At 35.4% G+C, this 23062-nt stretch carries 16 protein-coding genes; 13 read left to right on the top strand and 3 right to left on the bottom strand.

All coding sequences use genetic code 11. From position 1 onward, the window contains the following. Positions 1 to 25: 25 nt before the first annotated feature. The 13 genes from fucP (at position 26) to B0A65_RS21015 (ending at position 18957) form a co-directional block, all read left to right on the top strand. Positions 26 to 1315, top strand: coding sequence for an L-fucose:H+ symporter permease (gene fucP / locus B0A65_RS21075; protein ID WP_083370527.1), 1290 nt, complete (start codon positions 26 to 28; stop codon positions 1313 to 1315). A gap of 16 nt (positions 1316 to 1331) precedes the next feature. Continuing rightward, entirely contained in the window at positions 1332 to 2987 is a 1656-nt protein-coding gene (locus B0A65_RS21070) for a UxaA family hydrolase (protein WP_074663363.1), read from the top strand. Positions 2988 to 3011: 24 nt separating this feature from the next. Beyond that, positions 3012 to 3776, top strand: a complete 765-nt coding sequence (locus B0A65_RS21065; RefSeq protein WP_089069662.1) for an SDR family NAD(P)-dependent oxidoreductase — start codon at positions 3012 to 3014, stop codon at positions 3774 to 3776. A 199-nt stretch (positions 3777 to 3975) separates the two neighbouring features. Then, positions 3976 to 4830 (top strand): fumarylacetoacetate hydrolase family protein, encoded by an 855-nt coding sequence (locus B0A65_RS21060; RefSeq protein WP_074663812.1) that lies wholly within the window; start codon positions 3976 to 3978, stop codon positions 4828 to 4830. 172 nt (positions 4831 to 5002) lie between these two features. Then, positions 5003 to 6634, top strand: a complete 1632-nt coding sequence (locus tag B0A65_RS21055) for a beta-N-acetylhexosaminidase (RefSeq protein WP_074663809.1) — start codon at positions 5003 to 5005, stop codon at positions 6632 to 6634. Between the two features lie 181 nt (positions 6635 to 6815). Continuing rightward, the gene (locus tag B0A65_RS21050) at positions 6816 to 7424 is read left to right on the top strand and encodes an RNA polymerase sigma-70 factor (protein WP_207556473.1); all 609 of its coding nucleotides are present in this window, start codon (positions 6816 to 6818) and stop codon (positions 7422 to 7424) included. A 227-nt stretch (positions 7425 to 7651) separates the two neighbouring features. Next, positions 7652 to 8818, top strand: a complete 1167-nt coding sequence (locus B0A65_RS21045; RefSeq protein WP_074663803.1) for a FecR family protein — start codon at positions 7652 to 7654, stop codon at positions 8816 to 8818. An 824-nt stretch (positions 8819 to 9642) separates the two neighbouring features. Further along, positions 9643 to 13017: a TonB-dependent receptor gene (locus B0A65_RS21040; RefSeq protein WP_074663823.1), complete on the top strand. Its 3375-nt coding sequence runs from the start codon at positions 9643 to 9645 to the stop codon at positions 13015 to 13017. 19 nt (positions 13018 to 13036) lie between these two features. Further along, positions 13037 to 14524, top strand: a complete 1488-nt coding sequence (locus B0A65_RS21035; RefSeq protein WP_089069661.1) for a RagB/SusD family nutrient uptake outer membrane protein — start codon at positions 13037 to 13039, stop codon at positions 14522 to 14524. A gap of 185 nt (positions 14525 to 14709) precedes the next feature. Further along, on the top strand, positions 14710 to 16863 hold the full coding sequence (locus tag B0A65_RS21030) for an alpha-N-acetylglucosaminidase (protein WP_074663801.1): 2154 nt from the start codon (positions 14710 to 14712) through the stop codon (positions 16861 to 16863). Between the two features lie 86 nt (positions 16864 to 16949). Then, the gene (locus tag B0A65_RS21025) at positions 16950 to 17705 is read left to right on the top strand and encodes a LuxR C-terminal-related transcriptional regulator (protein WP_083370534.1); all 756 of its coding nucleotides are present in this window, start codon (positions 16950 to 16952) and stop codon (positions 17703 to 17705) included. A gap of 210 nt (positions 17706 to 17915) precedes the next feature. Further along, on the top strand, positions 17916 to 18506 hold the full coding sequence (locus B0A65_RS21020; RefSeq protein ID WP_123890407.1) for a hypothetical protein: 591 nt from the start codon (positions 17916 to 17918) through the stop codon (positions 18504 to 18506). A gap of 202 nt (positions 18507 to 18708) precedes the next feature. Continuing rightward, positions 18709 to 18957 carry a hypothetical protein gene (locus B0A65_RS21015; protein WP_074663796.1) on the top strand — a complete coding sequence of 83 codons (249 nt, stop codon included), beginning with the start codon at positions 18709 to 18711 and terminating at the stop codon, positions 18955 to 18957. A gap of 133 nt (positions 18958 to 19090) precedes the next feature. On the opposite strand, the gene pgl is transcribed toward B0A65_RS21015, so the two are convergent. The 3 genes from pgl to gndA are packed head-to-tail and all read right to left on the bottom strand — an operon-like array spanning position 19091 to position 22759. Then, complete coding sequence (gene pgl, locus B0A65_RS21010) at positions 19091 to 19807, bottom strand: 6-phosphogluconolactonase (RefSeq protein WP_074663793.1); 717 nt, start codon at positions 19805 to 19807, stop codon at positions 19091 to 19093. Then, positions 19791 to 21323 carry a glucose-6-phosphate dehydrogenase gene (gene zwf, locus B0A65_RS21005; protein WP_074663790.1) on the bottom strand — a complete coding sequence of 511 codons (1533 nt, stop codon included), beginning with the start codon at positions 21321 to 21323 and terminating at the stop codon, positions 19791 to 19793. Before zwf ends, pgl begins: the two co-directional genes overlap by 17 nt. Positions 21324 to 21349: 26 nt before the next feature. Continuing rightward, complete coding sequence (gene gndA / locus B0A65_RS21000) at positions 21350 to 22759, bottom strand: NADP-dependent phosphogluconate dehydrogenase (RefSeq protein ID WP_074663788.1); 1410 nt, start codon at positions 22757 to 22759, stop codon at positions 21350 to 21352. Positions 22760 to 23062 lie beyond the last annotated feature (303 nt).

Here is a 23062-nt window from a genome sequence, read left to right as displayed (position 1 = left end):
AATGTATGAATTTAATAAAAACCGTATGGCATTAATAACTCAGGTAAATATTAAAGAGGATGTGAGTTCCAAACAAAACAAAAAGTGGTTGTTTCCTTTTATTTTGGTAACCAGTTTGTTCTTTTTCTGGGGATTTGTACACAACTTAGATCCGATACTTATTCCGCATCTGAGAAAAGCATTTAATCTTTCCGACCTGGAATCTTCTTTAATTGATTCCTCTGTTTTTATAGCCTATTTTGTTATGGCTTTGCCTGCCGGTTATATCATGAGAAAATATGGTTATAAATCGGGTATCATGATCGGATTGGTACTATTTGGTATTGGCTCCATTTTGTTTGTTCCTGCTGCGAATTCACTGCAATATATTTATTTTTTGGGAGCTTTGTTTGTTATTGCTTGTGGACTTACGTTTTTGGAAACAGCAGCAAATCCTTATGTAACCATCTTAGGACCATCTGAAACAGCGACTAAGAGATTGAATTTTTCACAGTCATTTAACGGATTAGCGGCCTTTATTGCGCCAGCCTATGTTGGACCGATGATCCTGTCCGGAAAAAATTTAACTCAGGTTGAATTAGATGCCATGACACCTGCAGCATTACACGCGCATGTTTTAGAAGAAGCGGCAAGTGTAAAAATGCCTTATTTAATATTAGGACTAATCATTTTAGCAGTAGCCGTAGTTTTTTATTTCACTAATATGCCCGATGTAAAAGACGAAGACAAAGAAGGAGTTGACGGGGCTAGTTTTGCAGGTGCCTTAAAATCGATGCGTTTGAGATGGGGAATTTTAGCACAATTCTTTTATGTTGGAGCACAGGTTTGCGTGGGTAGTTTTTTTATCAAAATGGCTACTACTTCGGCAGGTTTAGGTGAAGATATCGCAGCCAAATATTTAGGTTTTTATGGTTTGGCATTTATGTTAGGCCGTTTCGCAGGAACATTTTTCATGCAATACATACAACCAAGAAAACTATTGATTATTTATTCGATCATTACAATGATTTTATCAATAATAGCCATACTCGGAACGGGAATGTTAGTAGTTTATACTTTAATCACAATTGCATTTTTTATGAGTATCATGTTCCCTACTATTTTTTCAATGGGAATTGACGGACTCGGTCATAACACAAAAATAGGATCTTCCCTGATTGTAATGTCAATAGTTGGGGGAGCTTTACTGCCTCCGGTTTTAGGATATATTTCAGATGTTACCGGAAGTATTCAGAATGGTTATATAGTTCCGCTGATCTGTTTTTCAGTAATACTATTGTTCGCCTTTAATGGACATAAAACAAATAAAGCATAAATTCTATTTATATACTATGTTAGAAATCGGAGTTAAAAGGTTGGTAATAAAAATGCATCCGGACGATAATGTGCTGGTGGCTTTAACGGATTTGACAAAAGGAGAAAGTGTCACTTTTGAGAAGGAGACTTTTATCCTGCAGGACACTATTAAGGCAAAACATAAATTTTATACTTCCGATTTGAAAGCGGGAGCAGAGATTATTATGTATGGTGTTTTGGTTGGAAAAGTGCAAAAGGATGTTGCAAAAGGAAGTCTGATGACAACAGAAAATCTTAAGCATGCTGCAGAACCGTATCAATATCGTAATGTTGATTTTACATGGCAGGCACCAGATGTTTCAAAGTATAAAGACAGGACTTTTAAAGGATATAAAAGAAGTGATGGTCGCTTTGGAACAGCCAATTATTGGTTATTTGTACCAACGGTATTTTGTGAGAACCGAAACTTAGATGTAATACGCGAAGCTTTACATAATGAGTTAGGCTATTCAGTAAGTGATAAATATACGCAGTATACACATCAGTTACTTGAAGCCTATAAAAAAGGGGACAGTCTGGATGCAATTGATGTACAACTGACACCGGATCATACTGAAAATAAGGTTTTTAAAAATGTAGACGGAATCAAATTCTTAAACCATCAGGGAGGTTGCGGAGGTACGCGTCAGGATGCTTCGACATTGAGTGCATTATTGGCTTCCTACGCAAATCATCCAAATGTAGCGGGAATAACAGTTTTAAGTTTAGGATGTCAGCATTTGCAGGTACAGGATTTTACAAATGATGTAAAAAAGCAAAATCCTTCCTTTGATAAACCGCTCTTTATTTTTGAACAGCAACAGTCAAAAAGTGAAGAACAATTGATTGCGGATGCCATTAAAAAAACATTTGAAGGATTAATCGAAATCAACAAACAAGAAAGGGCTCCGGCACCATTAAGTGAATTATGTTTAGGGGTTAAGTGTGGAGGAAGTGATGGTTTTAGTGGCGTTTCTGCCAATCCTGCTGTGGGTTATACTTCCGATTTATTGGTGGCTTTAGGTGGTAAAGTTTTACTGGCTGAATTCCCTGAATTATGTGGAGTAGAACAGAATTTAATTGATCGTTGTATTTCAGAACCAGTTGCTAAAAAATTCATTGATTTAATGCAATCTTACGATGCATTGGCACATAAAGTGGGTTCAGGATTTCATATGAATCCATCTCCGGGAAATATCAAAGACGGATTAATAACTGATGCGATAAAAAGCGCAGGAGCAGCTAAAAAAGGAGGTACAGCACCAATAGTTGATGTTTTAGATTATACAGAACCAGCAACAAAATCAGGTTTAAGTTTGGTTTGCACACCAGGAAATGATGTTGAAGCGACAACGGGTAAAGCCGCGTCCGGAGCGACTTTAATATTGTTCACAACGGGATTAGGAACTCCAACAGGTAATCCGGTTTGTCCTGTTATTAAGGTAGCTACCAATTCTATTTTAGCCCAAAAAATGAGCGATATTATTGATATCGATTGTGGTCCGATTATTAGCGGAGAGAAATCTATTGAAGAAATGGGTGAAGATATTTTGGAATATTGTATTAAAGCAGCAAGTGGTGAAATTATTCCAAAGGCCGTTTTATTAAACCAGGATGATTTTATTCCGTGGAAAAGAGGAGTTTCTCTGTAATTATAAAATTTAAAATAAAAACACATGTTTTCATTACAAAATAAAAAAGCGGTTGTTACTGGTGGTGGTAGCGGAATAGGGAAGGCCATTTCGGTTTTATTTGCTAAACAGGGGGCTGAAGTTCATATTATCGAATTAACAGAAGAAAGTGCTCAAGCGGCTGTGGAAGAAATAAAAGCTAATGGGGGAAAAGTAGTTTCGCATGCCTGTAATGTGGCAAACCAGGAAGAAGTTTTAGCAACATTTGAAAAAATTGGCAACATCAACATTCTGATAAATAACGCCGGAATCGCGCATGTTGGAAAAGTAGATACTACACCAGCAGCCGATTTTGATCGTGTTATGGAGGTAAATGTAAAAGGAGTTTACAATTGTTTGTTTGCCGCGATTCCACAATTCCGACTTTCAAATGGCGGTGTTATTATCAACATGGCGTCTATTGCAGCCTGGGTTGGAATTCCGGATCGATTTGCTTATTCTACAGCAAAAGGAGCCGTTATGGCCATGACTTTATCTGTAGCAAAAGATTATATCAAAGAAAATATTCGTTGTAATTCTATTTCACCAGCAAGGGTTCATACACCTTTTGTCGATGGTTTTATTTCGAAAAATTACGCTGGTAAAGAAGAAGAAATGTTCGAAAAATTATCCCAGTCACAACCAATAGGAAGAATGGGAAAACCAGATGAAATCGCAGCATTAGCTTTATACCTATGCAGCGACGAAGCCGGATTTATCACAGGTAGTGATTACCCAATCGACGGAGGGTTTATTAAGTTAAATAATTAGGAAAAGGGGCTAAGGTTCTGAGGGACTAAGATTCTAAGGTTTTTTTGGACTTAGAACCTGAGAATCTTAGTCCCTCAGAACCTTAAAAAAAAAGAAAAATAAATAATTTAAAACGGTACTAAGGTACTAAGATGCTAAGATAAAAAAACTTAGAACCTCAGAACCTTAGCACCTCAGAACCTTTAAAAAAAAAGAAAAAATGAAATTAATACGTTTTGGAGAAATAGGAAAAGAAAAACCGGGAGTTTTAATTGGTGAAAAAAGGTATGATGTTTCGTCAATTGTAACAGATTTTAACGAAAGTTTTTTTGAAGAAAATGGTTTAGAGAAATTACAAAAAGCATTAGACAGTAATCCGACTTTACCAGAAGTGGATGCCAATGTACGTTTAGGTTCTCCAGTGGCGAGACCTTCAAAAATAATTTGTATCGGACTGAATTATGTAGATCATTGCAAGGAAACTGGTGCACCGATACCAACAGAACCGATCATCTTTTTTAAATCAACAACTTCTTTATGTGGACCGGATGATGATTTGATCATCCCAAAAAACAGTGAAAAAACAGACTGGGAAGTGGAACTGGCATTTGTAGTAGGTAAAAAAGCAAGTTACGTAGAAGAAGCAGAAGCTTTGGATTATGTTGCAGGATATGCTTTGCTTAATGATTACAGTGAAAGAGCGTTTCAATTAGAGCGTGGTGGTCAATGGGCAAAAGGAAAAGGAAGTGATACATTCGCCCCGCTTGGACCCTTTTTGGCAACCAAAGAGGAAGTAAAAGATGTTGATAATTTGTCGATGTGGCTGACTGTAAACGGTAAAAAATTCCAGGACAGTAACACGTTGAATCTGGTTTTCAAAATTCCATTTTTATTGCACTATTTAAGTCAGTTTATGACTTTGCTTCCTGGTGATATCATCAGTACAGGAACGCCTCCGGGAGTTGGTTTGGGAATTAAGCCAGATCCAATTTATCTTAAAGCAGGAGATGTTGTCGAATTAGGGATTGAAGGTTTGGGTACTAGTAAACAAACTGCGGTAGCTTATACAAAATAGAGTAACGTAACCCTTTGGGTGAAATTAGTTATATGACATAGAAACGTAGGTTTTTAAGCTTAAAAATCGATGTTTCTATGTATTAAGTAAATTTATTATAAATTGTACTTAAGGTGTTATCGTACACACCGAGGTTTTTTAGTTTTAATAATAATTTAATTAAATAATAAATATGGTTAAGTCATTTTTCTTTTCGCTTCTTTTATGCACGACATTGTCGTTTGCACAAGAAGTAAATATTATTCCGCAGCCTGTAAAAGTTGTGAGGAATACCGGAAATTTTGTGATTACTTCACAAACAAGTTTGATCGTTACCAATAAAGAAGATAACGCTACGGCTGCTTTTTTGAATGGTTATTTGTCTAATTATTATGGCTTTGTATTGCCTGTTACTAAAAAAGCAAGCAAAAATTACATCAAATTAACAAGCAAAACGAACATTGACGGACTTAAAAGTGAAGGTTACACTTTGAAATCAGATAAAAATGGTGTTGAAATTACTGGTAATGCGGCCATAGGAACTTTCTACGGAATGCAAACCCTTATTCAATTACTGCCTGTTGAAAAAAGCAAAAGTCTTGCTATTGCAGCGGTAGAGGTACAGGATGAACCTCGTTTTGCTTACAGAGGAGCGATGCTGGATGTTGGACGTCATTATTTCCCGGTTGCCTTTGTAAAAAAATACATTGATTATCTGGCATTGCACAAAATGAATTATTTTCATTGGCATTTAACGGAAGATCAGGGATGGAGAATCGAAATCAAAAAATACCCTAAACTTACTGAAATTGGTTCTAAGAGAAACGGAAGTATCATTGGTAGTTATCCGGGTAAAGGAAGCGATAATACACCGGAAGGTGGTTTTTATACGCAGGAAGAAGTAAAAGATATCGTTAAATATGCTTCAGACCGATTTATTACGGTGATTCCTGAAATTGAAATGCCCGGACATGGTGGTGCCGCTATCGCTGCTTATCCGGAGTTGAGCTGTTTTCCGAATGAGAAAACAAAGCTTCCTGATACTATGATTTCAGCTAAGAGTAAAGAAGAAATGGCTAACGGAAGAAATAAAATTGTTCAGGAAACCTGGGGCGTTCATTCTGATGTTTATGTTCCAAGTGAATATACTTTTAAGTTTCTGCAGGATGTTATTGATGAAGTAGTGCTGTTGTTTCCTTCAAAATACATTCATGTTGGTGGTGATGAAGCTCCTAAAGATGCCTGGAAAAGAAGCGAATTTTGTCAGCAATTAATAAAAGAAAAAGGCTTGAAAGACGAGCACGGTCTTCAGAGCTACTTTATTCAGCGAATGGAAAAATACATTAATGGAAAAGGAAGAACACTAATTGGCTGGGATGAAATTTTAGAAGGTGGTCTTGCTCCAAATGCTGTAGTAATGAGCTGGAGAGGTGAAGAAGGCGGAATTGCAGCCGCAAAAGAAAACCATCAGGTTATCATGACACCCGGAAGCCACGTTTATCTGGATCATTCTCAAACCAAAAATGAAAAAGAAGTAACCATTGGAGGTTATTTACCAATAGAAACAGTGTATAGTTATGAGCCAATTCCGAAGGAATTAAACGAACAACAAGCAAAATACGTTTTAGGGGCTCAGGGAAATGTATGGACAGAATATATGGCAAATCCTGCTAAAGTAGAGTATATGATATTTCCACGTTTGAGTGCTTTAAGTGAAGTACTATGGTCTTCAAAAGAAAATAAAAACTGGTCCGGGTTTCAAACTAAAATTGAAACTATGAAAAAACGATATACGATTTGGGGAGCAAATTATTATAAGGAATAATACATTTTAGTAAACGGAAGGCAGTCTTTATTGGACTGTCTTTCTTTTATTTATCGCATTCTAACTAGTAAAAAAACAATAACATCAAATCGATTTGATTTTAAATAGTACACTTGCTTCTTATTAAAATTTGTTTATTTTTGGTTTAGAACTTCATCTTAACAGTATAAAACGCCCAATTTTGATTGCAAAGAATAACATAGATCTGGAGGGATTTAAAAATGGTGATGAAATCGCTGTTAGGAAATTGTATGATACACATTACCGTTCTCTATGTTATTTTAATCAAAAAATTATTCAGCATGCGCAGGAAGCTGAGGATATTTCAACTGAAATATTTTTAAAATTGCTGCAAAAGAAAAAGGACTTTAATAGCCTGCCGGAAATAAAAGCTTTTCTTTTTACTGCTTCTAAAAATGCCTGTATCGACTTTTTAAGAAAAGAGAAACAGCAACAAAAATCAAACGATCAATTTTCTTCAAGAGGAGAAATGAACGAAAATTTATTAGAGCAGGAAATACTAACGGCTAAAGTTTTGCAAGCCATTTATATTGAAATAGAGAATTTACCAAAACAATGTAAGCAAGTTTTTAAAGCTATTTTTATAGAGGGTAAAAGTACCGCGGTAATTGCAGAAGAAATGGGTATTAGTCCACAAACTGTTTTAAATCAAAAAACAAAAGCGCTCAAAATAATTCGTTCCGCGGTACGTCAGGAAGATGTCTACTTATCGCTTTTATTCATTGAACTACTGTTATCTGCCTTCTTTAAAAACGAATCCGGTTTATAATATTTTTTCTGTTCCAAGATCTTTTTTTTGAATCTCTTTAGATTGTATTAGCCTCTTTTTAAGTAAAAATTGAATCAACTTTTACTATTATCAAAAACTACAAATAGTTGCGTTTTTTCTGATATTTTAAATTTAAATGTTAAAATTTAAAGAAAATATTCTTTTTACATAGTTAAAAATAGAATTACCACGTGTTAGCTATACTACTAATTTAAAATTAGAAACCTATGTCATATTCAGGTGCAGAAATAGATGAACTCATTGTAAAATTGCTAAATGGAACAATAGCAAAAGATGAAAAAAATATTCTGGAAAAATGGATCAATAGTTCTGAAGCCAATAAAAAAATAGTTGAGAATTTTCAGAACAAGGAATGGGTTACTACAGAGCTTGGAAAGATGTATAAATTTGACAAAGAAGCAGGGTGGAAAATTATACAACAAGCGTTGAAGCCAAAGAATAAAGTGAAAGTAATCAGATTACCGTGGAGGAAAATTGCTGTTGCGGCCAGTTTAGTAGTATGTGCAGGGATTGGTAGTTATCTGGTAGTAAAAAAGAATTCCGCTTCTCAAGTTGTAAAAAGTTCAGAAATAATGAATGATGCCGAGCCAGGGAGAACTGGAGCGATCCTGACACTTTCTAATGGACAGAAAATAGTTTTGGATGATTCTAAAAACGGCCAGCTAACAAATCAAAACAATACAGTAGTATCAAAAACCAATGGTGGCCTAACCTATAAGGCAGGAAAAAATGCTGAAATAGTTTACAACACAATGACTACACCTAAAAGCAGACAATATAGCCTTCAATTGGCAGACGGAACAAAAGTGTGGTTAAATGCGTTTTCTTCTATTACTTTTCCAACAGTATTTTCATCAGGAACAAGAGATGTAAAACTTACCGGAGAAGCCTATTTTGAAGTGGCAAAAAATAAGAATAAACCTTTCAGGGTTTTTGTAAATGATATTAGAATTAAGGTATTAGGAACGCATTTTAATGTGAATGCTTACGGAGATGAGGATAATGTCAAGACCAGTTTACTCGAAGGAAGTATTTTAGTTAATCAAAATAATAAAGCTGTTTTGTTGAAACCCGGACAACAGGCGCAGCACAATAAGTCAGGTGTAATAACAATCAAAAACAACGTGAATACGGAGGAAGTGATGGGCTGGAAAAATGGAGTTTTTTACTTTGAAAATGCTAGTCTTAAAGTCGTATTAGATCAAATAAGCCGATGGTATGATGTTGATGTTGTTTTTGAAAAAGGAGTTGACTCCAGAAAGTTTGAGGGTGAAATAGAAAGAAGCTTAAATCTTTCGCAGGTTCTAAAAATACTGGAAAAAAACAAGGTGCATTTTAAACTTGAAGGAAAGGTTTTAACAGTAATGCCTTAATTGCGATATACAATCCGGGTTTAATGTTTAAATCAAGTGCTGCCTTTTTTTGTTGGAAATAAAAAAACCAGCAGATGTTGGAAGCATTGCTGGTAAGTGTTTCTTATTAAAGAAACTATGGAAGAGACAGACAAAAATTAACCAAGCAAGGAGAATATATCATCAGGCAATAACCATTACAAACAAAAGTAAAGAATTATTGGCAGAATAGCAACCACCCCATAGTTGTATGCTTATTTATTCGTGATAAATAAAATACTGGCTGTATTGGTCAGAAAGATAATAATAATATAAGATAGCCTTAGAACGTTAAAATGTATCTGTTGGCAATTGAAGGTTTAAATGGTCTGTTCTTTTTTTAAAATTGGTTAAGAATAGATTGATTTATATTAGTTTGTGGAAGTTGAAAAGTGCCATCAGGTTTTGATGGTGCTTTTCATTATTCATCCGATTATCATCTGTTTAAACTGAAAAAGCAATAAGTTTTATCATACTTTTTTGAATGGCTGCAGACAGGTACGTTTTTCAATTTTTTAAAAGTCATATTAGCTAAAAGTCAAAATTAAAATCAATATAAAAAACCATGAAAAAAGAATGAATTAAATGCAAGTAAGATGATATAGAGTTGTATCATTTTACAGTTTTTTATTTGTTGTATTCAGCAAATTTGGCATATGTTGGAAGCATTTCCAAATTTGATGACAAATAGAAAACGAAACCAGGCAAGGAGAATTTATTACCAACCAAAACCATTTTAAACTATGAAATTATTACCAAAGTACAAGCCAAAAAACCATTGGCTTAATTCAAAAACATGGAAAGTTATGAAATTATCAACCATACTTTTTGTAGTTCTAACACTCCAGGTTTCTGCTGGTGTGTCATCACAAACAATTGTCTACAGTGGTAAAAAAGTTCCTGTAAAAAAGGTATTAGCAACTGTTAAAGAACAGACAGATTATGTTTTCTTTTATGACGTAAATATTTTAAAAGAAATTCCTCCAGTGACACTTCATTTAGTTAATGCGACAGTCGAAAAAGTGTTAGCAGAAATTTTTGAAAATACTGCGGTAACCTGGGTTATTCAGGGAAAAACTATTTCGCTAATAACAAGGCCGGACACACCAAAAGCAAGCACTAATCTCCGTGTCGTAAAAAGACAGATTAACGGTAAAGTCTTTGATGAAAAAGGACAACCCTTAGCAGGAGCAAATATAAAAGGAAAGGGTACGTCAATAGTAGCAAAAACAGATGTTGACGGAAGTTTTAGTATTGAATTACCAGATAGTATAAACAGCTTGGTTGTCTCTTTTATAGGTATGGAAACAGTAGAAGTACCTGTTAGTTCAGGCGCTATGACGATTATTCTGAAAAACGAGGGACAAAAGCTGGAAGATGTAGTTGTAATTGGATACGGTACAACAAAAAGAAAAGATGTTACCGGAGCCATTTCTACAATAAAAACAACTGATATCCCGAAGGGAGCCAATACTTCTATTGATCAGGCTTTAGGCGGGCGGGCGGCAGGTCTGGTCGTTACACAAACTTCCGGACAACCGGGTGCTGCGCCGACGGTACAAATTAGGGGAAATGCTTCTTTTGCATCCTATGGTGTACTGTATGTGGTGGATGGTGTACCAATAGATGATGGGGCGAGTGAGCCGGGAAGTGGCACTCCTTTTGGAGCGGGAGTAAGCAGATCTCCGTTAAACTTTATTAATCCTAATGATGTTGAATCTGTTGAAGTATTAAAAGATGCCAGCTCTGCCGCTATTTATGGCGCGCGAGCAGGTGCAGGAGTTATTTTGATTACTACCAAAAGAGGAAAAAAAGGAGATCCTAAGGTTAGCTATGGCTTTACGGGAGCCTACCAACAGCCAGCTGATTTTTATGATATTTTAAACAAACAGGATTATATGGTAGAAAGAAACCGTATAACAAAAGAGAAATATCTCTTAAATCAAAAAATTGCCCCATATGGTACAACAGATCCTACCTCTGCACCCGCTTTTGTCCCAAAATTTTCCCAGTCCGAGATTGACAATGCCGGAACAGGCAGAAACGCTATAGATGCGGTCACGCAGTCCGGATTTATCAGACAACATGATTTATCTATTTCAGGAGGAAATGAAAAAACTAAATATTTTATCTCCGGAAATTATCTGGATCAGGAGGGTGTCATTAAAACCTCTTCCTATAAGAGATACAGCGGACGTATCAATTTAGATCAAATGATTACCAACAAATTAAAAGTTAGTGTCAATGTAGTAGAATCAAAATCGTATAGTGATAATGCTTCGACGGGTACAGGAGAAAATGAAAATGCGGGAATAATTTTATCAGCATTTTACCATCCTCCAACTGTAGAGTTGCAAGCCGCTGATGGATCTTATCCGTTAAACCCGGATTATAAAAATTCAGCTAATCCACTTTCTTTTTTAGAAAATACTGATGAAACTATTTTGAACAGATTATTAACCAGTGGTTATGCAGAGTGGGAAATTATAAAAGACCTGAAAGCAAAAGGAAATTTCAGTTATGATCAATCCCACACAAAACGTAACGTTTACATGCCAAAATCTTTTTTATACGGATTACGAAATGGCGGTATTGCCAATATAAGTGAATACAATTCTAATACCAGCTTAGCTGAATATACGTTGGCTTATAAAAAATCATTAAATGAAAATCATCACTTAAATGGTGTTTTAGGATATTCTTATCAAGTGCGTTCAAGAGATGGTTTTTCAGCAGGCAATAGTCAATTTTTAACCGATAGTTTTTTATCGAATAGTCTTCAGGTGGGCGAAGCGCCAAAACCAACGGTCGCATCCTCAAAAGATAAACAAGTCTGGGCTTCTTATTTTGGAAGAATAGGTTACGATTATCGTGGAAAATATATTTTGCAGGGATCTATTCGTCGTGATGGTTCTTCAAATTTTGCCGAAAATAAAAAATACGGATGGTTTCCTTCTGTATCTGCAGGATGGAAAATATCGAATGAGGAGTTTATGCAGAAAGTACCGGTAATTTCATTTTTAAAGTTAAGAGCAAGTTACGGAACGACGGGTAATAGTAATATTGGGGCAAATGCATTTGCCTTTTATGCAGCTGGTGGTGGTGCAAATTATGTTTTTGGAAATGCGCAGACTACCGGAGTGTATCAAAGTCAGATTGCTAACCCTGAACTAAGCTGGGAAACGGCAAAAGAGATTAACCTTGGACTGGATTTTGGTTTATTTAACGACCGTATCACGGGAACTTTTGAGGTATATGATAAAACGATATCTGATTTGTTGAGTTACAAACCATTGCCATCTTATTCAATAGTAAGTAGTGTGGCATCAAATATTGGAAAAACACAAAGTAGGGGTTTTGAATTTACTTTAAAAACAATCAATATTAAGTCGGATCATTTTAGCTGGATTACTGATTTTAATATTGCGCATTATAAAGACACTTGGAAAGAAAGAGATCCTGAGGTGGCCAAAACATTGCCAAAATATGTTGGATTAAACGATCCTATCAGAGCAATCTACGGTTACCAGACAGATGGAATTTTGCAAATTGGAGAAACGGTACCTGCTGCAATGCCAAACTTAAAACCAGGAATGGTAAAAGTTAAAGATTTAAATGGATACGATGCTAGCGGAAATCTTACCGGTAAACCTGATGGTAAACTGAGTTCAGCAGATGCGACGTATTTAGGGAATTCTGATCCGGGTTACACTTACGGATTTGGAAATACTTTTAAATACAAAAGGTTTGACCTAAACATATTTATGTACGGCATGTTTGACCGACTTAAATATAATGATGATAAAGCGGTAGCATATGATTTATCAAGTAAAATGGGAGCCTTTGGCTGGAATGCACTTGAAATGGTAAAAGACCGTTGGGCTTCTGATAATACGAGTGGAAAAAATCCGAGTGGCTTAATAAATCCTTATGGTAGTTATACCGGTAGTTTTTTTAGAGAGAAGGCAGATTTTTTAAAATGCCGAAATATTACTTTAGGCTATACAATGACAAAAGAAATGTTTCCAAATCAAAAAATATTTGAATCATTGCGCTTATCACTCGATGTACAAAACTTGTTTACCGCCACACCTTATTCAGGAATTGATCCTGAATTGTCAAGTTTTATCGCTTATCCTGCCCAAACTTCGATTATACTGGGACTCAATGTGATTTTTTAATTAACTGCAAAAAAACGATATGAAAAATTCTATACCTAAAATAGCAGTTTTTAGTCTGCTGCTTACAATGATACTGTTTACTTCCTGCGAAAAAGACCTTGAACCTGAAGTCTTTGATAAATTGGCTCCGTCGACCTTTTTTAAAAACGAGGTTGATGCCAAGGCAGCCTTGACTAATTTATATACCGGAATGCTAGAGGGATTTGCCGGTTATGGCTATGGCGCAATGCAAGCTTCATGGGTTGTACAAAGCTCGCAAACGACTGATGAGTTAATCTGTTCCTGGGGAGATTCTGGAAGATGGGCGAAATTAAACATGCTTAATTTCGATGATCAGTTTAATGTTCTTACAGATCATTATACAAGGTTAATACCGCGTGTTACCAATGCAACAGTCCTTTTGCAAAATATAGATGCTGTTCCTATGGATGCAGGCTTGAAAAAGCGATACCTCGCTGAAGTAAAAGCCTTAAGAGCACATATGAGTTATATATTGTATACTTTTTATGGTCCGGTATCAATTGTTGTAGATCCTAAGTATGCGCTTGACCCTAATTCTTTGCCGGAACCCCGACCAACAAGTGAATGGATGATCAAACAAATTGAAAAGGATTATAAAGAGGCAATAATTGATTTACCGGCAACATACCCTGCTGCAGATTATGGCCGTTTTACAAAAGGAGCCGCCATGATGGGATTGCTGAAATTGTATATGAAAGAAAAAAAGTGGGCTGAAGCTATTGCTGTCGGAAGAGATTTACAAGCTCTTGAGGCGCAGGGAATATATACTTTGGTTCCGGAATATGAAGATATTTTTAAAATTCAGAATGAACAGAATAAAGAAATGATACTTGCCATTTCTTGTGCCCGTGGTACTAATAATTTTAATATGTGGCTGGCTCACGTTATTCCCGGTGATTATGTTGATCCTTCCGGTCAGGCAATTGAAGCCTGGGGAGGTTATAAAATGCCATGGAAAACGTATGATAAGTTCAATCCAATTGATAAACGCCTGAAACAGTTATTAGCAAAATATCCCGGTGAAGGAGGCAAAATAATTGATGCACGTGCAAAAGGAATGGAGGGAGCGATACCCAAAAAGTATGGAATAGATCCAACGGCAACCAACGAAGCGCATGGAACCGATATTGTAGTTTGGCGTTATGCCGATGTTTTACTTTCATTGGCAGAAGCTATAAATGAAGTAAACGGACCAACACCGGAAGCATACAGTTTAATTAATAGAGTACGAACAAGAGCTGGCTTGCCAAATTTGGATCCTGGTTTATCAACACCGCTTTTTAGAAATAAAATTATGGACGAAAGATTGTTTGAATTATGGTGTGAAGGTTCTCGACGTGATGATTTAATTCGCTGGGGTAAATACATTCAAAGAGCTGTTGATGATGGATCTTCATTTGCAACTGAAAATAAAATTCTTTACCCATTGCCAAGAAAAGCAGTCGATGAAAGTAATGGCAAAATTGTACAGAATCCGGGGTATTAAAAGTTTATTCGTAAAGGGATTAAGGTGAATTTTCAGTGGAATTAAATGGCTTAAAGTTTAAGTTTATCACTAAATTTAGGTTATTGTAATTGAAAAGAATTAGTAAAGCATCATGTTGTTTTTTATGCGAAAAATGACATGATGCTTTTGAATAAAAAATTTGCAATTAAAATATAAAATATAATATGAGTATTAAAAGATTTGCATTGGTAATGCTGCTTATCGGATTTGTTTTTTCTTCAGAAGCACAATCATTTAAGGCTGCGAAAGAATTGGCTAAGAGACGTGTTCCCTGGCTGGCTGATAAATTGGTTTTTTCTTCGATACCAAAAGAAGAAGATAAAGATGTGTTTGAGTTATCTTCAGAGAAAGGACAGGTTTATATTGCTGCAAGTAATGCTAATTCGGCTTCAACTGCTTTAAACTGGTATTTAAAATACTACTGTTACCGTAATATGTCTCATATGGGAGACAATATGGCGCCTCTTGAAAAAATACCGGTAATGGATAAAAAAATCAGAATTGTTTCTCCTTATCGTTTTCGTTACGCCTTAAATTATTGTACCATCAATTATACGATGAGTTTTTATACCTGGAAAGACTGGGAACGCGAATTGGACTGGATGGCGCTGAATGGTGTAAATTTAATGTTGGCTCCTGTTGGCGTCGAAGCGGTCTGGCAAAATACAATGACGAAAATGGGTTTTACCCAAAAGGAGATTTTTGATTTCATACCGGGACCAGCTTTTACTGCGTGGTGGCTGATGGGAAATATGGAAGGCTGGGGCGGACCCGTTTCTCAAAATATGATTGACCAACAGGCTTTATTAGAGAAAAAGATTTTGAAACGCATGAAAGAACTTGGTATTGAACCAGTAATGCAGGGTTTTTATGGAATGGTTCCGACATCTTTAAAAAATAAAGAAAAAGTAACTATCATCGATCAGGGAAAATGGGCGGGCGGTTTTACCAGACCCGATTTTTTAATGCCTACAGATCCTTATTTTGAGAAAATATCTGGTGTATATTATTCCGAAATGAAAAAATTATACGGTAATGATCTTCATTTCTTTGGCGGCGATCCTTTTCATGAAGGAGGAAATTCTAAAGGGGCTGATCTTACTCTTTGTGCTAAAGCAATTCAAAAACAAATGCAACTTTCTTTTCCTTCCAGTACATGGGTGCTTCAGGGATGGCAGGAGAATCCGGCAACGAAATTACTAGCCGGTTTAGATAAGTCAAAAACTTTAATTATTGAATTGTTTGGTGAGAATACAGCAAATTGGGAAACCCGAAAAGCTTATGACGGAACTCCGTTTATATGGTGTAATGTCAGTAATTTTGGAGACAAAGTCAGCTTATATGGTAAAATGCAAAGATTTGCAGATGAAGTATATCGCGCTAAAACAGGTCCTTATACTACTTTTTTAAGCGGCATAGGAATTATTCCTGAAGGAATTCATAATAATGCTGCACCAATAGATTTTATGTTAGAATTGGGCTGGCACAAAGATAAAGTTGAAGCTAAAGCTAAAGAATGGATAAAGAGTTATGTGAAATATCGCTACGGAAAGTCTAACGCTAGTGTTCTTAAAGCTTGGGAAGGCTTTTTGGAAACCATTTACAGTAGTCCCGAAATTTATCAGGAAGGGGGCTCAGAATCTATTTTTTGTGCAAGGCCTTCAACAAATGTAGAAAGTGTTTCGTCATGGGGAACCAGAAAAAGAAACTACGATGTGGCAAAATTTGCTGATGCCGTTAAACTTTTTGTAGCTGTTTCAAAAGAGTTTGAAGATAGTGACACTTATCAGGTCGATAAAATTGATTTGGTGAGACAGGTTAATGCTAATAAAGGAGATATTGTATATCAAAACATGATTGATGCTATTAATAAAAAAGATGCTGTTGCTTTTGAATTGGCTTCAAAACAGTTTCAAAAGATGCTTGTACAGCAGAATGACTTATTGAATTGTAATCCACATTTTTCATTGCATAGCTGGTTAAAGCAAGCAACTGATTTTGGAACCACACAGCAGGATAAAGAGTTAGCATTGCGTAATGCAAAGGAACAAATCACAATTTGGGGACCTTATGATCCTAAAACCAATTTACACGATTATGCCTTTAAAGAGTGGGGCGGGCTTTTGGGATCTTTGTATTTGGATCGCTGGAAACTGTTCGAAAAAGAGCAATTACAACGTCTTAAAAATCAGACAGTAATTTCCTCAGATTACTTTGAAATGGAGAAAAAATGGACAAAAGAAAATGATTTATATGTACCACATACAGTAACAAACAAGCAGGAAGATTCTTTAATTAATACCATTCTTGAAAATTAGAACATTACTTTAGCCTAATTTAGCGCTCTATATTTAAATTTTATGTTAATTTGTCTTAACAATTGTTTAACGAAATAAGTTTTCATATGCTACCGGAAATACAAAACCTTCATGATGTTTGGCAGACAAATAGAACTGTTCAGACAACAGCTTCGCATCAAATATCGTTTGATGATCTTACGAACTCAATTATTAGTACAGGTCCATTTTCGTTTTATATAATTGATTTTTTTGATATGTCACTTTCACATATAAGTCCTTCTTTATTTGAAATGCACGGATTCGATCCTGATACTATAAATTTTAATGATGTATTAGGCGCAATTCATCCGGATGATATTGATTTTGTAGTAAAAGCGGAAGCATTTTTGACTAAGTTTTTTTACGAAAATGTTGGTCGTGAAAAGTTATTGAATTATAAAATAAGTTATAGTCACAGGTGCAGGATAGAAAATGGCGAATATGTTTTGTTTAACCATCAGGCATTAATGCTGACTATGGATGATAGTGGAGGATACGGAAAATCATTAAATATTCATACCCGTATCGATCATTTAAGTTCTTTTAATACGTATAAAATATCGCTTATAGGATTAAATGGTGAGCCTTCTTTTATGAATTTAAGTCTTGATGAAGAGAATAAGGAATTTACAGAATTTTCTAAAAGGGAAATTGATATAATAAAACTGATAGGAGATGGTTTGAACAATACTGAAATTGCTGAAAAACTTTTTATTAGCCCTTTAACAGTAAAAAAACATCGCAATAATATCTTAACTAAATCTGATTCTAAAAACACAGCAGAACTTATAAAAAACTGCATTCTTCAGGGAGTGATTTAAGCTTATTACTTTTTAAAAAAAAAAATACTCCTTTTGGAGTATTTTTTTTGTTTTATAGTTGGCTTAGTTTTGTGAAGATAACGATCCTGATTTTTAATGTGTTATTATAAAAAAGTTTCTTCTTTCCTATTTTAGAATATTGTATAATTTTAATTTGTTGCTATTATGGAGTTTAAAAATCATTCAATATTAATTCAAATAATTTTTCTAATGTTTGTCATTTTCGGATATACTGCTTATTTGTATTCTATCAGAAGAAAAATACTCAAACACAAAGAACAGAATATTTTAGTTTCCAATTTTTCCGGAAGCATAAGTGCAGCCCTGAATAAAAAAGATGAAGATAAACTAAAGAAACGTGTTAGTAATGCAGAAAGAATAATTGACCAGAGTGTGGAGCAAATGACTTATTCGATTGTTTTGCCATTAGACATTAAACTTATAGAAACAGATAATTGTATACTGATTAAAGGGTCTATAGAAAGTATAGAAACAATTTGTTACGAATTTTCAAATATGGATCAGCTCCCTGAAGGTTTTTGTGTGCAGCTTGGCGATTGGAAACTTTTTATACTTGAAGAAAAGCCGCAAAGCTGTAGGGAGGATAAAATTATAGTGATGCCTGCCGATCATTGGTTGTTTATGAGCCGTAAATTAAAAGAGAGTATTCATGGAGAAGAAATACATCCATATAATTATATTTATGAGCCTTTTACATTCAAAAAAGTATTAAAATATGGTATTGGAGCCGAAGCAACAGACTATAATAACAGAGAATTTAAATCCCCTAAATTCAACTAGATTATAGATAAAAGATAAATTTGTTCGTGATGTATGTACAGACTTTGGAACTAGCGTATTCTAAATCTGGAACTGACCCTTGTTTATGTGTTATTAATGTGTTGATAAATAATGATTTATAGTGTAAATTGATGTGTGATTTGAAATAATTAATATTTATATTTGAAAATGATTAACGGCTTATTAATTTAAAATATTTATTATGGAAAAAGCTATACAATTAAAAGTACGCAAGGAGTTAAATGGCCAGCAACAATTGAATATAATTAAATTGAAAGGGAGTTTAATTTCTAAAGGTTATACTGAAATTATACATATTTTGGATCAGGATGATGAATTTCATATTAACTCTTTTGAAACACCTGTTGAAACTACAAATGAAGTACAGGAATATATTACGGCATTTATCAATAAAGAAAACCTGGCAGATACTATAACATTATACAAATAATAGTAGTCTGTAATTTACAATCACAAACAAACTAAGATTTTAATAAATCAACATGAATCCAAAATAAAAAAAGTGTNNACACTTTTTTTATTTTGGATACTTTACTCTATTTTATAAATCTACAAATAATTTCTTATTTCGTTCCCGCAGCGCTTTTATCTACAAGAAACAATAATTCTCCGGAAACGGGTTTAATCAATTGCATCGGGTAAGTTGCTGGATTATATGCTCCCGTTGTTACTTCTTTCAATGCAGGTGCTTTTTTCTCTCCAAAAGCGACTACAATAATCTTTTCAGCTTTATTGATTAGGGGTGCCGTAAGTGTAATACGGAACATCTTTTGAGGCTCCAGATAATAGGCAGCAACCCATTTATTTTGTTCTTCCAAAACGGCCTGACCAGGAAAAAGGGAAGCTGTATGTCCGTCATCTCCCATTCCTAACAGAATAAGGTCAAATTTTCCATCGTCACCTAAAACCTTTCTAATTGATTGTTCATAGGTAACAGCAAATTCTTCTGCTGTTACACCGTCTTTGTACATCTCAAAAATATTTTCTGATGGAATAGCAACGTGGCTCAGTAAGGTAGCGTAAGACATTTTAGCATTACTAAGATCATCATTCAGAGGTACCCAACGTTCATCTCCCCAGAAAATAAAAACGTTGCTCCAGTCTATTTTAGTTTTGTAAGCATCAGAAGCTAATAATTTGTAAATCCCTGCAGGAGAGGAACCTCCTGTAAGTACGGCCGTAAATTGGCCTTTTTCAGCAATTGCTTTTTGCGCTGCTGCTACAAAAAGTTCTGCTGCTTTTATATTAATTTCTTCTGTAGTATTATATATCTGTATCATCTTCTAAAAGTTCTTCTTTTGTTTGTGTGTTTGGAATCCATTTGTGTCCCTGACGTGCCAGTAGCTCGTCAGCTTCTTCAGGTCCCCAGCTTCCTGCCTTGTAATTAGGAAAATTAACCGGTACTGTATCTTTCCATACTTGTTGAATCGTATCGATAGCATCCCAGGCCTGTTCAACCTGATCCCAACGCATGAATAGCGTAGGATCTCCTGCCAGTGCATCGGCGATAAGCGTTTCATAAGCTTCCGGTGACATTGTGGAGCAGGCGAAATAATCAAATATCATTTCAGCAGGTCTCAAAGAAAGTGACAGACCTGGTTTTTTGGTCATAAACTGTAGCTTGATGTCCATTGCAGGCTGAATATTGATAATAAGCCTGTTGGGCGTCATACCTTCTTTTCCATAAGAAAAGGAGGAATGGGGAACTGGTTTAAACTGTATAATGATAGAAGATTGTTTTTCTTCCATCCTTTTTCCGGTGCGTAGATAAAACGGAATTCCCTGCCATCTCCAGTTATCCAGATAAATTTTCATGGCAACGTAGGTTTCTGTAATAGAATCAGGAGCAATTCCTTTATCCTGACGATAGCCGGGAACAGGATTTCCTTTTACCGTACCAGCATCGTATTGTCCTCTGACAACGTAATGATCCACTTCCTCCGGTTTTATACGGCGAATCGATTTTAATACATCAGCTTTACGATTTCGAATGTCATCTGCTTCCAATGAAGCCGGAGCTTCCATTGCGGTCATACACAAAATTTGAAGCAAATGGTTCTGGATCATATCCTTTAAGGCACCAACTCCTTCATAAAACCCACCCCGTTCTTCAACACCAACTTCTTCTGCTACTGTAATTTGAACAAAGTCGATGAAGTTTCGGCTCCATAAAGGTTCAAACATTGAATTTCCAAAACGGAAAGCCAAAATATTCTGAACGGTTTCTTTCCCTAAATAATGATCGATCCGGTAAATCTGCTCTTCTTTGAAAGTCTGCGAAAGCATTTCATTAAGCGCAATTGCAGAAGTTTTATCGTAACCAAAAGGTTTTTCAATTATGATTCGATCTTGCTTTGGATTCGCTGCAAGACCTATTTTCTTAATGTTACCAGAAATTGTACTGATGAAAGAAGGAGTAATGGAAAGGTAAAAAAGACGATTGGCACGTTCTCCAAAGGCTTCATCAATATTATTTATTTTCTCATTCAATCCCTGATACGATTCTTCTTTGTCAATATCAAGGCTATGATAGGTGATGTGCGAAAGAAATTTTTCAGTTTCAGGATCAGACAGACCTTTTTTTCTTGAAAAAGTTTCCAGATTTTCTAAGACATAGCTTCGGAATTCTTCATCGCTTTTTTCAGCTCTTCCAAGAGCAATAATCTGAAACTTCTTCGACATACGGCCGTCAAGGTAGAGATTTTGAAATGCGGGAAATAGTTTTCTTTTTGCCAGATCTCCGGTTCCTCCAAAAATGACTATGATTGTTGGATTTATATTTTTGAACTTACTCATTTGTGTGTTGTGTTGCTTAAAGTTCCTTATTCAGACCATTGTGTGTGGAAAACACCAGTAGTATCAATACGTTCGTAGGTATGTGCTCCAAAATAATCGCGCTGTGCCTGAATTAGGTTTGTTGGAAGATTTTCAGATCGGTAGGCATCAAAATAGGCTAACGAATTCATAAGTCCTGCTACAGGTAATCCTTTTTGAACAGCAAATTGAATAACGGCTCTCATTCCTGCCTGGTTCTCTGTTAATTTTGAAGCGATTCCGGCATCTAAAAGTAAGTTTGGCAAATCTGTTTTTGCAACATATGCTTTTCTGAAATCTTCTAGAATGTTGGCACGAATGATACAGCCACCACGCCAGATTTTGGCAACAGTTTCTAAATTTAATCCGTAATTGTATTCTTTAGATGCAGTATGTAACTGTGCTAATCCTTGTGCGTAAGTCACAACAATAGATAAGTATAAAGCCGATTTTAATGCCGCAATTGCCTCGCTTGTATTTACATCAGTTGTCGGAGCGTTCCAAACAAGTTTTTTTGCAGCTTCAATTCTTTCCGGTTTCGTTTTAGACATATCGCGCATAAAAACGGCTGCATCGATAGTTGGAATCGGCACTTGCAAATCCATTGCGTTTTGCGAAGTCCATTTTCCTGTTCCTTTCGATTTTGCCCAGTCTGAAATTTTATTGATAAGTCTGCTTCCGTCTTCGTCTTTTTGTTTCAGAATGTTTCCGGTAATTTCGATCAGATACGATTTAAGATCGTGAGTTTGGTTCCATTCTTCAAAAGTTTTCTGAATCGTATCTTCATCCAGATTATAACCTCTTTTCATAAGGTCATAAATTTCAGAAATAAGTTGCATGATTCCGTATTCGATTCCGTTGTGCACCATTTTTACATAGTTACCGGCAGATCCGTTTCCTAGATATTCTACGCAAGGCTCTCCATCCACTTTTGCTGCAATCGCTTCAAAAATAGGGCGAAGTCTCTCGTATGCTTTCTGATCTCCACCTGGCATCATCGCAGGACCAAAACGGGCTCCCTTTTCACCTCCTGAAATTCCCATTCCAAAGAAATGAATACCTTTTTCAGATAATTCTAAAAATCTTCTGTCTGTATCGGTGAAAAAAGTATTACCACCATCAATTATAATATCTCCCTTGTCTAAATGCGGAAGTAAACTTGCTATTGCGCTGTCAACAGGCTTTCCTGCAGGAACCAGTAACATAATAGCTCTTGGCTGTTGAATAAGTTCTACAAAATGTTTAACATCTGTTGTTGCTTCAATGGTATCATTAGGACCGGCTTCTTGTTGAAGAGAATTAACTTTTTCGGTATCTAAATCTAAACCTGCTGCAGCAAAGTTATGGCTCGCTATATTCAAAAGTAAATTACGACCCATTACACCTAATCCTACAATTCCAAAATCAAATTTGCTCATAGTTTTCAATTAACTAAAATTATTATAAAATGTTTTTCTGAAAAAAGGAGTAGAAAAAATAGTAATTCTTTTTCGTTCAGTTCTTTGCAGAAATAACAAAGTTTGTATCCATCTTAAAATTTAAGATTTACAGTGCTAAGTTAGAGAAAAATGATGAAACATTACGTGATTATTAGCCCACTTTAAGCTCTGTTTTGTTACTTTTTTATGTGTGAAAAATACATTTAGAACACTACATTACGGTTATTTGTTTGTGAATTATTATTCTTTGAAGTAAAACCTGAAAGATATTTCAATGAAATC

The sequence above is a fragment of the Flavobacterium frigidimaris genome (assembly GCF_002217275.1).
In the GTDB taxonomy this organism is placed as follows: Bacteria; Bacteroidota; Bacteroidia; order Flavobacteriales; family Flavobacteriaceae; genus Flavobacterium; species Flavobacterium aquidurense.
This window is presented reverse-complemented; position numbering and strand designations above follow the sequence as displayed.

Coding starts and splice junctions, on each gene's coding strand:
- B0A65_RS21065 (WP_089069662.1), top strand. CDS start 3,012: ATGTTTTCATTACAAAATAAAAAAGCGGTTGTTACTGGTGGTGGTAGC.
- gndA (WP_074663788.1), bottom strand. CDS start 22,759: ATGAGCAAATTTGATTTTGGAATTGTAGGATTAGGTGTAATGGGTCGT.
- fucP (WP_083370527.1), top strand. CDS start 26: ATGGCATTAATAACTCAGGTAAATATTAAAGAGGATGTGAGTTCCAAA.
- B0A65_RS21020 (WP_123890407.1), top strand. CDS start 17,916: ATGTTTGTCATTTTCGGATATACTGCTTATTTGTATTCTATCAGAAGA.
- B0A65_RS21055 (WP_074663809.1), top strand. CDS start 5,003: ATGGTTAAGTCATTTTTCTTTTCGCTTCTTTTATGCACGACATTGTCG.
- B0A65_RS21045 (WP_074663803.1), top strand. CDS start 7,652: ATGTCATATTCAGGTGCAGAAATAGATGAACTCATTGTAAAATTGCTA.
- zwf (WP_074663790.1), bottom strand. CDS start 21,323: ATGAGTAAGTTCAAAAATATAAATCCAACAATCATAGTCATTTTTGGA.
- B0A65_RS21025 (WP_083370534.1), top strand. CDS start 16,950: ATGCTACCGGAAATACAAAACCTTCATGATGTTTGGCAGACAAATAGA.
- B0A65_RS21035 (WP_089069661.1), top strand. CDS start 13,037: ATGAAAAATTCTATACCTAAAATAGCAGTTTTTAGTCTGCTGCTTACA.
- B0A65_RS21060 (WP_074663812.1), top strand. CDS start 3,976: ATGAAATTAATACGTTTTGGAGAAATAGGAAAAGAAAAACCGGGAGTT.
- B0A65_RS21070 (WP_074663363.1), top strand. CDS start 1,332: ATGTTAGAAATCGGAGTTAAAAGGTTGGTAATAAAAATGCATCCGGAC.
- B0A65_RS21030 (WP_074663801.1), top strand. CDS start 14,710: ATGAGTATTAAAAGATTTGCATTGGTAATGCTGCTTATCGGATTTGTT.
- pgl (WP_074663793.1), bottom strand. CDS start 19,807: ATGATACAGATATATAATACTACAGAAGAAATTAATATAAAAGCAGCA.
- B0A65_RS21015 (WP_074663796.1), top strand. CDS start 18,709: ATGGAAAAAGCTATACAATTAAAAGTACGCAAGGAGTTAAATGGCCAG.
- B0A65_RS21040 (WP_074663823.1), top strand. CDS start 9,643: ATGAAATTATCAACCATACTTTTTGTAGTTCTAACACTCCAGGTTTCT.